Here is a 14908-nt window from a genome sequence, read left to right as displayed (position 1 = left end):
GGCCAGCGGATTGTCCGAGCCTTTGCCTTCGAAGGGAATCCGGCCGATACCGGGGAAATATTCTTTGCTGCCGATGAATGGGGACTTGTTCATGATCTGTCTTCCGTTGTGTTGTGTGCGTGCTACGCCGCGTACAGCGTGCGCACGGCATTAAGGTGTTGCAGGAAACGCGCGTAGTGCGTCCGGTATTCGCCGACGCGCGCAGGATCGGGGCGGGTTGAAAGCGATGGATCTACAGCAGCATGCTGCGCCACCAGTTCGGGCAAGGTGATGCTGTCCCCGCCTCCGTGCAGATGGGCCCATAACGCCTGCAGCGCGGCGCCGAACGCGGCGCCTTCGGTCTGCCGAGGGACTTCCACCGGCAGATCGAAGACATCGGCGATCATTTGACGCCAAGCTTTGCTGTTCGCGCCGCCACCCGTCAGCACGATGGCCTCGAAATCCAGACCCGCCGCGGCGAATGCGTCGTAGCCGTACTTCAAGGTGTAAGTCGCGCCTTCCATCGCCGCACGATAGCAGTTGCCAGGCGTGGCATTGAGCAGGTCCATGCCCAGCATGGCGGCACGGGCATCGGGTAGATTCGGCGTGCGCTCGCCATTGAAGAAAGGCAGCAAGGTCAGGCCACCAGCGCCGGGACGGGTTTCGTCGATCATGGCTTCGCCTTGGCCGACGTTGAAGCCGAATAAGCGGGCGATGGTTTCAGTAGCAACTGTGCAGTTCATGGTGCAGATCAACGGCAACCAGCCGCCGGACGAGGAACAGAACGCGGCCCATGAGCCCGCTGGGTCGATCACGGGCGTGTCGGAGTAGGCGAACAGGGTTCCGGAAGTGCCCAGGCTCATCGACAGACGACCTGGCACCACGCAGCCGGTACCGATGGCCGCCATCATATTGTCGCCGCCGCCGACTGCGATGCGAATCGCGTGCGGCAGTCCGAGCGCGTCGGCGATCGCAGGCAGGATCGCGAAGGTGGCGCCCAGTTCGACCAGCGGCGGCAAGCACGGCGAAAGATCGCGATCGGGATCGATGGCGGCCAGCAGTTCCGGCGACCACTGACGCGTGCGCACATCGAGCCAACCGGTGCCCGAGGCATCGCCGACCTCGGTGAAGCGCTCGCCGGTGAGGTAGAAGTTGAGATAATCGTGCGGCAGCAGGATGGTCGCCAGATCGCGATAGACCTCGGGACGATGCTGGCGCGTCCACGGCAGCTTGGAGGCGGTATAGCCGGGCAGGATGGGATTGCCCGCGATCTCGATGCAGCGCTGCTCTCCGCCGAGCGCTTGCATGATCTGTCCGCACTCGCGCGCGCTGCTGGTATCGCACCACAGCTTGACCGGCGCCAGCACCTCGCCATCGCGACCCAGCGGCACGAAACCATGTTGTTGTCCGGAGACGCCGATGGCGACGATGGACGCGCGGACCGACGCATCCAGTTGCGCGAAGCAGGCGTGCACGCCCTCGATCCACCACGAGGCCAGCTGCTCGCGGCTGCCGTCTTCGCCGCTGATCAGCTCGAGCGGCGCGCTGGTAGTCGCCACGACTTGCCCGGAGTCCGCGTCGTAGACGAGGAGCTTGATGCTCTGGGTTCCCGCGTCGATGCCGGCGTACAACAGGCTCATGCCGCCACCAGCTTGCCGTCTTGCAGGCGTATGCGTCGCGATTGACCCGCTTCTAATTCGATATCCAGACTCTGTTCTCCCAATACCACGTTGTAATGACCGCCGCGCACGCTGCTGAGCGTAGCCGCGCTCAGACGACCCTCTTTCCACGACAGATCGATGCCGGCGGCGCCACGCACTTTAAGACCACGCACGGATCCCGCTTTCCACGCCTTCGGCAGCGCCGGCAGCAGGAAGATCGAACCGCCCCAACTCTGCAACAGCATTTCGGTGATGCCGGCGGTGCCGCCGAAGTTGCCGTCGATCTGGAACGGCGGATGGGCGTCGAACAGGTTCGGATAGGTCCGCTGCGGAGCCAGCAGCATGCGCAGGATCTCCAACGCGTGCTCGCCGTCTCCCAGCCGCGCCCATAGATTCAAGCGCCAGCCGATGCCCCAGCCGGTGGCATCGTCGCCGCGGATTTCCAGCGATCGCTTCGCGGCCGCAGCGAGTTTCGGCGTATCGCGCAGGTTGATCTGCGAACTCGGGTGCAACGCGTAAAGATGCGAAACGTGGCGGTGATGGATCTCCGGCACTTGCATGTCCCAATCTTCGCGCCATTCCTGCAACTGGCCCGCTTTGCCGACGCGATCGAGCGGCAACTGCTCACGCAACTGCTTCAGCTGTTGCGCGAAACCGGCATCCACGCCCAGGAGGCCGGCGGCCTGGATGCACTGTGCGAACAGATCGCGCAGCAGTTGCGAATCCATCGCCGGTCCAGCGCAAATAGACGCGCCTTTCGGATGAATATTCTCAGGCGAGATCGACGGATTGGTGACCATTTCGCCGGTGGCGGGATCGCGCACCAAAGTGGCGGCGAAGAATTCGGCCGCGCCCTTGAACAGCGGATAGATCTTTCCCAGATAAGCCTCATCGCGGCCGTAGTCCCAGCGGTCCCACAATTGCTGCAGCAGCCAGGCGCCGCCCATCGGCCACAGGCCCCACTGCGCGCCGTCGATGGGTCCGGTTTGCCGCCACAGGTCGGTGTTGTGGTGCACCACCCAACCTGGAGCACCGTACATTTCCTTGGCCCGGCGCGCGCCCTTCTCCGCCAGATCGAACAGCATGCCCTCCAGCGGTTCCACGCATTCGGGCAACGCATTGGCCTCGCTGGGCCAATAGTTCATTTCCGTGTTGATGTTGATCGTGTATTTGCTTTCCCACGGCGGATCCATCAGATCGTTCCAGATGCCCTGCAGGTTGGCCGGCTGCGAACCCGGACGCGAACTGGAGATCAGCAGATAGCGTCCGAACTGGTGGTAGAGCGCGGCCAGCGCCGGATCGCCGCCATTGGCGAAGTGCTCGACGCGTTCGTCGGTAGGCAACTGCGCCGCATCGGAGCGCCCCAGGTCGATGGCGACACGGCGGAACAGGCGCTGGTGCTCGGCTAAGTGGGCTGCGCGCAGATCTTCGAAACCGCGCTGCTGCGCGGCGGCAAGTTGCCGCAGGGTGATCGCCTCGGGATCCCCGCCGACATCGTCGTAGCGACGGTAGCTGGTGGCGGCGGTAATCAGCAGCACGACCTCGTCCGCAGCTTCGATCTCGATGCGGCCGTCGCGCGCATTCAACGAGCCGCCGCGCGGAATGGCGCGCACCCTGGTCGCGAACTTCAACCGGCCCTCGACGCCATGGCGCGTAGAGTTGCGGCCGCGCAGCAGCAGTGCGCCATCGTCGACCGCCACTTCGGTCTGCTGATCGCTGTCCAGCGATATCCGCAGGTTGATGCCGCCGGGACGGTCGGTCGACAGGCGCATCACGATGCACTGATCGACCGGCGAAACGAAGGCTTCGCGCGTGTGCGCCGTTTTCCAGGTTTTGAACTGCGTGCGCGCGATCGCCGTATCCAGATCGAGTTCGCGACGATAATCGGTGGTGTCCGGAATATCGCGGAAATCCAGCACCAGATCGGCCAGCGGCTGATACGGCATCTGCTTGAGCGGTCGCGCCATCATCTTGGCGTTGGCCAACGCTTCGGCCTGCGCATATTCGCCGGCGAAGATCAGCCGGCGCACTTCCGGCAATGCTTCCAACGCGCCGGATGTGTCGGCTTCGTAAGGGCCGCCCGCGTACAGCGTGTCTTCGTTGAGCTGCAGGCGTTCGTGTCCGATGCCCCCCCACACCATCGCGCCGAGGCGCCCGTTTCCCAACGGCAACGCCTCGACCCATCGCGTTGCCGGTCGGCGATACCACAGTTTTAGCGCGTCCTCACCGAGGCTATCCCATGCCGGTGAGGGCGTGGCCGCCCTCACCGCCGATGGCGCCAAGCCGGCGAGCGCGAGTCCCGCGCCCACCGCCTTGAACAATTCGCGCCGGGTAGGATCGATGCTCACGTTACTTCTTCGCTTGCTTCACGTTGATCGCCTTGCCGTCGTACTGCACGGTGGCATCGGTGGCGGGTTCCAGCGTACCGGCGTCGGCGCGCGGACCGCTGATCCAGCGCACGCGGACTTCGCGCTTGGCCTGCATGCCGGGGTACGATCCCTGGCGCGCACCGATGCTCAGTTCGCCGGTCTTTTCATTCCACTTAAGCGGAATGCGGCTGAACTCGCCCTTCTCGTAGCCATAACCCTTGCCATCGTCTTCGTACAGCGAGAATTCGCCGTCGGCGCCGGTATAGACCACCACGGTGAGCGGCGCGTCCTTCTTCTCGTCCACGTACTGCTGCACCGGACCGGTCGGCACGATTGCGCCGGCACGCACGAACAACGGCATGCGTTCCAGCGGTGCGGCGGCCTGCAAGGTTTGTCCGCCTTCATGGCGCTGGCCGGTATAGAAGTCGTACCAGACGCTACCGGCCGGCAGGTAGACCGGACGCTGCGTGGCCTTGAACGCGGTCACCGGAGCCACCAGGAATGCGGGCCCGAACAGATACTGGTCGTTGATGTCGCGGACCTTGGCGTCGCCCGGGAAATCCATCGCCAGGCTGCGCATCATGCTGCCGTCGCGATGGTAGGTGTCGCCGGCCAGCGTGTAGACGTAGGGCAGCAACGTGTAACGCAGGCGGTTGTAGTAGGCCATGCTGGAGTAGTACGGCGTGCCTTCCGGCGCGATGTTCCAGATCTCGCGGTACGGGAACTGGCCATGCGAGCGGAACAGCGGCACGAACGCGCCGAACTGGTACCAGCGGGTGTTGAGTTCGCGCCATTCCGGCAGATGCGCCGGATCCTGGTTCTCGTAGCGCTTCTCCACCGCGAAGCCGCCGATATCGAAGGTCCAGTTCGGCAGGCCCGACATTGACAGGTTGACGCCGGCGGAAATCTGATCGCGCATGTCGTCCCAGCGCGAAACGATATCGCCGCTCCATACCGCTACCGCATTGCGCTGGGTACCGGCATAGCCTTTGCGCGACAGGATGAACACGCGCTTGTCCGGATCGGCCGCACGGTCGCCGCGGTAGACGCCCTGCGTGTGCGGCAGCGGGTAGGAATTGAAGAACTCGGTGGACGGGCCCACCGCGGTCGGCGTGGTGCGCGCCTTGCGCTCGCCGATGTCGAGGTTGGAATGCAGATCCGGCTCGTCCGCGTCCAGCCACCAGGCGTCGAAGCCCTTGCTGTTGAGCTTCTCGTTGATCTGCCGCCAGTAGATGGCCTGCGCCTTCTCAGAATACGGGTCGTAGAACGAGTTCAGATAGCCCGCGCCGATCCAGTCCTTCTCGCCCACTTCCACATTGCGCTTGTACATGAAGCCGGCGGCGTCGAGTTCCTTGTAGTTGGCGGTAGTGGGATAGAACTTGGGCCACACCGAAATCATGATCTGCGCGTGCAGGTCGTGGACCTGCTTGACCATGCCGTCCGGATCGGGAAAGTTTTTCTTATCGAAATCGTGCGAACCCCAGGCGTCTTCCGGCCAGTACGACCAGTCGAGCACGATGTTGTCGATGGGCAGCTGGCGCTTGCGGTATTCGGCCAGCGCGCCGACCAGCTCGTCCTGCGTCTTGTAGCGCTCGCGGCTCTGCCAGAATCCGTAGGCCCATTTCGGCAACAGCACCGCTTTGCCGGTCAGCTCGCGATAGCCGGCGATGACTTGGTCGGCTGAGCCGCCGGCAACGAAGTAGTAGTCGACCATCTGTCCGGCTTCGGACCACAGCGACAAGTCCTTGGCTTCGGCGGCAGGCAAGGGATCACGATGCAGCAAGGCGATGTAGCTGGGATCGATCAGTTTCCACTCGATCTTCAGCTTGTGGCGCTGGCCCGGCTGCAGTTCCAGCGCGAACTCGTGGTGCCACGGGTTCCAGTTCTGGCGCCAGCGGTCGATGATCGGCTTGCCGTCGATCCACAGCTTGGCGTACTCGCTGGAGTACAGCGAGAAGGTGTGGCGGCCGGCGCTAAGCGCTTCGATCTCGCCCTCCCAGGTTACCTGCATAGGCTGGGTCTTGCTCTTGGCTTCGGCCGGGAACTTGGCCAGGTCCTTGATGTACTGGTAGTTCACCTCGGCCTCGCGGCGCTCGATCTTCTGCACGCCGTCGACCGAATAGCGCGCGGTCAGTGCGCCTTCCTCGCCCTTGGCGTCGTACAGCTTCAGGCTCTTCGGCAGCGGCTGCAGGCCGCGCGGATCGCCCAGGCGGGTGATCGAGTTGTTGTCCCACAACAGGCCGTAGTTGCGACTGGAGACCAGGAACGGCACCGCCATGTCCACGTTGTGCTGCAGCAGTTCTACATCGTGGCCTTTCTGGTTCATCCAGCCTTGCTGGTGCTGGCCGAAGCCATAAATGGCTTCGTCGTCGGGCGATTCGAAACGCTGGCGGACGCTGAGGTAGGGCTTGCCTTCCACTTCCAGCGGCGCAAAGCTGCGGCCGCCTTCGACTTCCGACAACACGGGCTTGCCAGCCGCATCGAAGAACGAAACGCGGCCGCTGCTGAGCGACACATCGGCGGTGACGCGGGCAGTGCTCAGACGCACGTGCCCGTCCTGCTCGGCGACTTGGAACGTCGGCGGCTTGGCCGCTGCGTCTTCCACGCGCATCAAGCTGGGCGAGCGGGCGAAATCGCCGTCTGGATCGGCGCTGACGCGGATCACACCGTCGCTGACCACCTGCAAGCGGACCGGGGCCGCTCCGTCCGTGCTGGGACGCACGACCACACCGCCCTCGATCTTCTCGTAGCCCGCCGAAGCGGCATCGCCGCTCTTGGCGCCCGCAGCCTCACCACCGCATGCCGATAGCAGCAGCGCCAGCGGTATCGTCAACCCCATCAAGTAACGCATCGGTTCACTCCTCATGTAGAGCCGATTTCGCTCGGCCCTGGATTCTTGTAGAGCCGAGCTTGCTCGGTTCCAGGAACTTCGGCGGAGCGAGCTCCGCTATACAAAAACTCAATACGTCGCCAATTTCACTCGCAGCATCTGCTCGGCACTGGAGAAGTTCAGCCCGTAATCGGTCTGATCGCCATTCCATACCCGGCGGAACTTCCATTCGCCGTTCTCGTAGGTGCCTTCTTCGACGCGATCATAAATCTGCCGCGCCGCTACCGCCGGATCGGCGGCCGTGATGTTGATGCGTGCGTGCGCGCCGGTGACCAGGAACTCGTCCGGTCCCAGTTGCACCACCAGCGCACGGCCGACGGGCTCCGGGTTGCCGGGCGGCTCGCCCTGGAACCAGAACTGCGGCACGCCATAGGTCACCACCATGTTCCAACGCTCGTCTATCTTCAGCGTCTGCACCGGCTGGCCGGGCTGCTCCGCGGTGCCGCGCACCTTGCCTTCGAAGCTGGCCTTTGCGATCACGCGCGCCGCCGGTCGTACAAGGGCGTAGTTCAGCGCGAACGACTTCAGCGCCTCCTCGTCCAAGTGCTTTGCACCGAGCGGCCAGTTGGAATAGCGCGAATAGTCGATGCCGAACGGTGCCCAGCCGATCGCCTGCTCGCCCAGCGCGGAGAAGAAGTAGCGCGGGTATTCCTCGCGGTTGCCGGTCTCGGCTACGAACAGCGGGTTGTCCGGCCGCGAATAACGGTCGAGCACGGTGGTGTAGTGCGTGTACTCGGGCATGTAGATGTCCGGTGCCAGCAAGTCGATGTGCGGCGCGGCGGCCTTGTACACGTCCAACACGTTATCGGTTGGCCCACCGCTCGCGTACTGACCGGGTTGGCCCGGGTTGAACGGCCCACGCAGCGCGGCGTTGATGTACATCGGCAGCGGGTAGACCGCTTTGCCCGCTTCGGCGACCTGGTCGATGTAGTGCGCGATATGCCAAGCGTGGAAGAATTCGTCGGCATCGGCACCGAACACCTCCCTCCATGTCCCGGGCGACTTGCCCAGCTTCTTCAGCAGGACCTCGGGCACCGGGCCGTCGAACACCTTCTGCGCCAGCGGCGAGAAATCGCGCACGCTGCCGTACGTGCCCGGCTCATTCTGCGGCTGCACCATGATGACGGTGCGCTGCGGGTCGGCGGCCTTCAGGTGGGTCATCAGTGCGACGAAGGCTTTGCGGTCCGCGTCCAGCGTGGCCTGCGCATGCGGCGACAGCGAGTTCAGCGTCCTGCCGTCGGCGGTGATTACGCGCGGGAAACGCTTGTTGTCCAGCTTGACCCAGGCTGGCGCATAGTTGGGTCCGTTGTTCTTCCAGGTGGCGAACCACAACAGCACCAGCCGTACCTCGTGCTCGCGCGCCTGCGCCAGCAAAGTGTCGACGAAGGAGAAATCGAACTTGCCTTCCTGCGGTTCGACCTGCTCCCAGGCGATCGGCACCATCACCGTGTTGGGCTTCAGCACGTCGATGGCGGGCCACACCTTTTCCAACGCGGCCGGATAGTTGCTGGAGTTGTTGACCTGCGCGCCCAGCAGCAGGAAGGGTTCGCCATCCACCAGCAGCGCGTGACGGCCGTTCTCGCTCACCAGTTTCGGAATCGGGGCTTCGGCGCCGCGCGTTTCCACCACTTTGGGCGCGTCTTTGCCGGGGGCCGGCGCGGCCGCCTGCGGCGCCTCGGCCGCCGGTTTGCAGGCTGCCAGGATCGCCAGCGTCGCCATCACTGCCATCGATCGCAATAAGCGGACGGGAGCAGCGCCGTTCGGGGTTCGGGTCGTCATCGTAGGCTTCTCCCTGTCACCAGGCATCGCTGCGGAACGGCGATGCGGGCAGCCCGTCGCGGTTGATCAGATCGGCTTGTTCGGGATTGTCGTGCCACGCATAGCGCACGGCCTGCGGTTGCGCGACCGCGGCGCTGGTCAGGACGATGGTGTTGCCCTTGACGATGGCGCTGGCCGGATGGAAGCGGCGGTCGGCGCCTGCCAGTTCGAAACCATGCGCGGCATCGCCGCCACCGCGCACCGCCAATGCGCTGGCGGAAGGCTCGAACTCCACCCGCGCTTCGCGGCCCTTGAATCGCGCCACGCGATACACCGGCCCGGAGTACACCAGCGATTCGCCATAAGCGACATGGCGCGCAGCCAACGCCAGACGGTGGCCGACTTCCTGCTTGTCGAGCGGATGGATGTCTTTCGGATCGCCGATATCGATGGCCACCGCCTGCGCGGTCGCCGGCAAAGCGAGCGTATGCGACTGCGATTCGCGCAGCAGCGCCCACGGACTGCCGGCGCCGGCGCTTTCGCCAGCAACATCCCCGCCGGAAATGAAATTGGCCAGCTGCACCCACAGGAACGGCATGGCCGGCTGTTTCCAGTCGCCGCGCCATTCTTGGATCATTGCGGCGAACTGATCGCGATAGCGATAGGCGTCGGCTGCGGTCGCGTTGGCTTCGCCCTGATACCAGATCGTCCCGCGCACCGGATACGGCTGCAAGGGGCGGATCATCTGGTTGTACAGCAGCGCGGGGTATTGGTTCTTGTCGTCGACCATCGCCACCGACACCTGCGCCGGGCGGAATTTCCATGCGCCGTCCAACGGACGCTTCGCCGCGCCCTGCGGTTGCACGAACACTTCGCTGGCATCGCCATGAATACCGCCGCCGCCGCCGAAATCCTGCACCCGCACCGCAATCTGATTGACGCCCGCATGCAGCGCCTGCGACGGCACCGGATATTGGCGCGGCAGGTTGTACTGCATACGCGTCTCGCCGACCTGCTGGCCATTGACCCAGGCGATGTCGGAATCGTCGATGCGGCCTATGCCTAACACGACGCCGGCTTTGGCTTCGGCATCGCTCAGGGTGAAGCTGGCGCGATACCAGGCCTCGCCATCCATGCCGTTGTAGCCGCCGCCTTCCCACAAACCCGGCACCGCGATGCGGTCCCAGTCGCGATCGTCGAAATCGGCCCGATTCCAGCGCGAAGTATCCACACCCTTCTGCGGCCAGCGCGCCAGGCGCGCATGGGTCTCGGCCATAGCGTTTTGATCGCGCGCTTCCAATTCACGCGCCTGCCGCTCGATCGCCTGCGCATCCAGTCCCTGCGTGGCGGCACTGGTCCAAGCCTCGATGCGGCTGCCGCCCCAGGTGCTGTCGATGATGCCGATGGCCACGCCCGTCTTCGCCCGCAGTTCGCGCGCGAAGAAATAGCCGACCGCCGAGAACGCACCCACGGTCTGCGGCGAAGCAGCCTGCCATTGGCCGCCAGTCAAGCGCGCTTGCGGCTGGCCCGACCACGACTTGGGCACTTTGAAATGGCGGATGCGCGAGTCGCTTGCGCTTGCGATTTCCCGCTCCGCGTCCTTGGCCTGGGCGACCGGCCATTCCATATTCGACTGGCCCGACGCCAGCCACACATCGCCGACCAGGACATCGCGCACGGTCGTCGCGTCGCCGCCGTTCTCACGGATTTCCAACAGATAAGGTCCGCCCGCCGCGTGCGCGGGCAGTTCGACCCGCCACGCCCCATCGCCGGAAGCCGTGGCTTTCGCGTTGCGACCATCGAGTGCGACTTCGATCCTCGCGCCCGGCGTCGCCCAGCCCCAGATCGGCAACGGCTGATCGCGCTGCACCACCGCGCCGTCGGAAAACAGCAACGGCAGCGCGATCTTCGCCTGCACGGTCTGCGTCGCCAGCAGCATCAGTCCCAGCCCGATAAAAAGGGTGCGTTTCACCGTCCAACCTCCGCGTAATAGTCGTGAATTACCTGCCAGGCCAGCTTGCGCTCACGGCGTTCGGACAATAGCCCCTTGCGGTTATAGCCGGACTGGAACGGATGCATCCGCACCGGCGAGCGGAAGTCCATCATCACCCACGGCGCCGCGCCGCGCAGGAACGGAATCCGCGCCAGCATGCGCAGTTGTTTGCGATAGAACTCGGCCTGGAACTCCTCGTTCCAGGCGCTGGCCACATCGTCCGCGCCGTGATGGCCGTAACGCGCCTCGGCGCCGAATTCGGTGATCAGCAGCGGCTTGCCGAACGGTTTCCACACGGCTTGCTCGGGTTCGACCGGCCAGGGCGTGTACCAGCCGAAGTATTCGTTGATGCCGACCACATCCAGCGCTGCGACCAACGGATCGGAGACGGTCAAGGTGCCGCCGTCGAAACCGGGCCCATAAAACGCCGCGCTGATCAGCCGGCTCGGATCCAACCGGCGCGCCTGTTGCGCCAGCGCGGAGAGCGCTGCGTTGCGCGCAGGCCCGGGCGAAGTTTCGTTGGCGATGCCCCAGACGATGACCGCGGCGCGGTTGCGGTCGCGACCGATCATTTCCGCCAGCATCGCGTCGAGCTTGGCCTGCATGCCGGCGGCGGCGAAGTCGATGCCCTGGTAGACCGGGATTTCCTGCCACAGCAGCAGGCCCATGCGATCGGCCAGGCGCAGCAGGTGCTCGTTGTGCGGGTAATGCGCCAGGCGCACAAAATTGGCGCCCAGTTGCTTCGCCTGCTCCAGCAGGCGCTGCGCGTCCGCTTCGGAATGCGCGCGGCGGCCGTCGATCTCTTCGTGGAAATTGACGCCGCGCAGGAACAGCGGCTCGCCGTTGAGCAGGAGCGCGTCGCCGCGCACGGCGATGCTGCGGAAACCGATGTCTTCCTGCAGCGACTCTTCCGGCGTGGAGACCTCTACGCGATACAGCTTGGGCTGCGTCGGCGACCACAATGCGAACGGCGCCTCGAAACGCAGCGGCGCGCGACCGTCGGCGCCGGCCTCGGCGCGCACCTCCACGCCCAGTTCGGGAATGCGCACGCGCACCGTCTGCCGCGGCGCGGTGCCGGCCAGTTGCACCCAACCGTCGACGCGCCGCAACGAATCCGGCGCCAGTTGCAGGGAATAGTCCTGGATGTAGGTTCCCGGTGTTTCGACCAGATCCACGTCGCGGGTCAGCCCGCCGTAGTTGAACCAGTCGAAACCCTTCGCGGGAATTCCGTCCTTGCGGCGTTCGTTGTTGACGTGCACCAGCAACCGGTTCTCGCCGGGCTTCACCCGCCCCGTCAATTCGAACTGGAACGGGGTGAATCCGCCTTCGTGGCTGCCGAGTTTCTCGCCATTGAGAAACACATCGGCGCGGTAATTGGCGGCGCCGAAGTGGACGAACAGGCGCCGCCCTTTGCGGCGAGCGGCAGCAGCGTCGTATTCGAACGTCTTCCGGTACCACACCGAACCTTCCAGCCAGTTCAGTTCAGGCCGCTGCGTATTGAAATCGCCCGGCACATCCAGGGTGACGCTGTCGTCGAATCCGTATTCGAAGAACTGGGTCTTGCCGGTCGCGGTACGGTCCTTCCAGACCGCCTTCCACTCGCCGATGCCGTCTGCGTAACCGTCCACCAGCGCCTGCCATTTGCCGTTGAGGCTGCGTCGTTCGCGACCCGGCAAGTTGGTCAACGGCGTGGACGCGGATGCCGCAACGGGCGCGGGATTCTGCGCTTCACTCACGCGGTCCTGTGGACGTGGTGCGTAGCCCTGCGCATTGGCCAGCAACGGCGCGCAGGCCAGCAATGCCACCGCGAGCCGGCGTAGATGCGAGCCGACGGAGTCAGCGCGGATCGCCATACACGATTCCCCGGCCGCCGGTGGCGAAGTACACCCGGCCGTACAGACGCGGATCGCCGGTGACGCGATAGATCTTGCCGTAGCGATGCGCGGCGTCGTCGATGCGCGCCCAGTGGCGGCCGTCGTCGTCAGAACGGTAAAGGCCGGTCTTGCCGCCGACCTGTCCGAACAGGTACAGCGCCGGCGTGTCGCTGCCCTCCTTCGGTTTGCCCAAACCCAGCGAATACGCGTTCTCCACGCCGGGCAACCGCTCCAGCTTGCCCGCCGACCAGCGCAACAAGCCGCGCCAGGAGGCGGTGAGATAGACCACGCCGCTGTGCAGCGGATCCGGATGCACTTCGGGACGGAACCAGTCGCCGAATTCGCCCACCGCGCCCTGGGCCTCCTTGAATTCCACGCCGCCGTTGCCGCTGACGTACAGCTTGCCGGTGATGCCGTCGAATCCGTAATAGATGCCTTCGTCCACCTGGTCGGCTTCGATCAACGCCGTATCCGGCACGCCCTTGACCTTCTGCCAGCGCTTGCCGAAATCGGCGGTGATCCATGCGCCGGATTTCAACGGCGTCCAGATCACGCGCTTGCCGTCGGCGGCGATGGTGATATGTCCGGCGCCCTCGCCCTGCGGCGGTTCGCTGGCGAACAGTTCCCAGCTTTTTCCGCCATCCAGCGAATAGGCCGCACGCACTTCGCTGTTGTTGCGATCGCGCACCGTGCCGCTGCGCACCACGATCTGCGGCGCCTGCCCGGCATAGGCGATGCTTTCGCCGTTGGTCAGGCGCGGGCCGACGAACTGCAACGGCGGCACCGCCAGATCGTCGTGACGGAAACCATCGATATCGCCGACCGCGCTGAGCAGATGCGCGCCTTGCGGCGGGCTGACCAGATCCAGCGGTACGGTTTCTTCCAGATTGGTGTTCTTGAACCACCACTTCACCTTCGACTTGCCGTCGTCGAACGCGGTCAGGTTGCGTGAGGCCCAGATGCCGTAGCCGGTCACGAACATCGCTTCGTCGGAATTGAACGGATTGATTTCGATGTCGGCTATCCAGTGCGGCGTGTGATCCACCGTCCAGCGCGACACGCTGTGATCGAAATCCGAACGCGGGAACAGCGGCTGCCAGGTGACGCCGCTGTCGGTGCTACGGAAAATATCGTCGTGCGGGCCGTAACGGGTGAAGGTGCTGGCCAGTAGTACCTGCGGATTCTGCGGATCCACGGTCACCGCGCCCCAACCGAAACCATCGCCCTGGGTATCGGTGGATTGCGGCACTGGGGTGATGTCGGTCCAGGTACCGGTGGCGGGAACGTACTTCCAGACCGCGCCATTGCTCATCTTGTCCGGACCCGGCAAGTCGGCATAACTCAAGTAATAGGTACCGTCACCGCCACGCGCCATGTGATTGGGCCGTAAACCGGTAGGCTGGCCGGGCACGGCGTGCCAGCTGCGCCCACCGTCGTCCGACTGATAAAGACTGGTTTCCTGAGTGGATACGCCCGCATAGAGCGTCGGCGTGGGCGCGCCCGGCTTGCCGCTAGCGGCTTCGAACGTCACGAATACGATGCCGATCTGTTGCGTGCGGTTCCAACCTTGTGCGCTGGCGGCTGGCGAAGTGGCGATGGCGGGGAAGCTTTCCACTTGTTTCCAGCGCGCGCCATGGTCCTCGCTGCGCCACAGTCCGTGACCGCGCGAGCCCAAAAACAGTACGCGGCCATCGTGGGGATCGACCGCCAATCGTTCGCCGTTGCCGCGCGAGAGCTCGTTGCCGCCCAGTTTGAAGGGCAAGTCGGCACGCTCGAACGTGCGGCCACGGTCCTGCGAACGCAGAATGGCGCCGTTACCGGCTTTCGGATTGGTGTAAGTGCCGGCCGCGAGATACACGCGTTCGGGATCGGAGGGGTCAATCGCCAGGCTTTCGATACCAGTGAGATTGACGTCTTCGACGCCGATCCAATCGGTCAACGCCATCCAGCGCTTGTCCACCGCATCCCACCGATAGGCGCCGCCTACATCGGTACGCGCGTACGCCAATCCCTTTTCGGCGGGATGGAACACCAGGCCGGTGACGAAGCCGCCGCCGCCGATGGCCACGTTGTTCCAACGGTAGGCGATCTCAGCGGCCGATGAAGCCTGCGCGATGCCGAAACAGGCGAACAGTCCCACAAACAGCGAACCGGCAAAGAATGAAAACCATCGCGACACCATGGTCTTCCGCTGCGTCGCCTGCGCAGGCCGATTACGGATTCCATGCATCGGTGAATATCTCCAGGGGACAGGTGACGCACAGGGGTGTGTACAAGCGGTAGTGATGGACTTGGCCTGACGCGGCTGCATAGGCCTGAATCTTCGCCATCGCTCTAGGCGCCGACCAATCGACAATGGCCCGCCGATCGATACTTTTGGCGGG

General features: G+C 64.6%; 7 protein-coding genes. All 7 read right to left on the bottom strand.

The window, feature by feature from the left end; genetic code table 11:
• Positions 1 to 122 precede the first annotated feature (122 nt).
• A complete protein-coding gene (xylB, locus tag J2W94_RS12280) occupies positions 123 to 1619 on the bottom strand; it encodes a xylulokinase (RefSeq protein ID WP_310093640.1) in 1497 nt (498 codons plus the stop codon).
• Positions 1616 to 3988: a glycoside hydrolase family 95 protein gene (locus J2W94_RS12275; protein ID WP_310093638.1), complete on the bottom strand. Its 2373-nt coding sequence runs from the start codon at positions 3986 to 3988 to the stop codon at positions 1616 to 1618. Before J2W94_RS12275 ends, xylB begins: the two co-directional genes overlap by 4 nt.
• A 1-nt stretch (position 3989) precedes the next feature.
• Entirely contained in the window at positions 3990 to 6860 is a 2871-nt protein-coding gene (locus tag J2W94_RS12270) for a TIM-barrel domain-containing protein (RefSeq protein WP_310093635.1), read from the bottom strand.
• Between the two features lie 108 nt (positions 6861 to 6968).
• Positions 6969 to 8678 carry a DUF5597 domain-containing protein gene (locus J2W94_RS12265; RefSeq protein WP_430540591.1) on the bottom strand — a complete coding sequence of 570 codons (1710 nt, stop codon included), beginning with the start codon at positions 8676 to 8678 and terminating at the stop codon, positions 6969 to 6971.
• A gap of 16 nt (positions 8679 to 8694) precedes the next feature.
• Positions 8695 to 10596, bottom strand: a complete 1902-nt coding sequence (locus J2W94_RS12260; RefSeq protein WP_310093753.1) for a sialate O-acetylesterase — start codon at positions 10594 to 10596, stop codon at positions 8695 to 8697.
• 29 nt (positions 10597 to 10625) lie between these two features.
• On the bottom strand, positions 10626 to 12503 hold the full coding sequence (locus J2W94_RS12255; protein WP_310093633.1) for a glycoside hydrolase family 2 protein: 1878 nt from the start codon (positions 12501 to 12503) through the stop codon (positions 10626 to 10628).
• Positions 12487 to 14754 carry a cellulase gene (locus J2W94_RS12250; protein ID WP_310093630.1) on the bottom strand — a complete coding sequence of 756 codons (2268 nt, stop codon included), beginning with the start codon at positions 14752 to 14754 and terminating at the stop codon, positions 12487 to 12489. The genes J2W94_RS12255 and J2W94_RS12250 overlap by 17 nt, the downstream gene beginning before the upstream one ends.
• Between the last annotated feature and the right edge of the window lie 154 nt (positions 14755 to 14908).

Source organism: Pseudoxanthomonas sacheonensis (genome assembly GCF_031455975.1).
Classification (GTDB): domain Bacteria; phylum Pseudomonadota; class Gammaproteobacteria; order Xanthomonadales; family Xanthomonadaceae; genus Pseudoxanthomonas_A; species Pseudoxanthomonas_A sacheonensis_A.
Note: the sequence above shows the minus strand (reverse complement) of the source record. Positions and strands in the feature narration are given on the sequence as shown.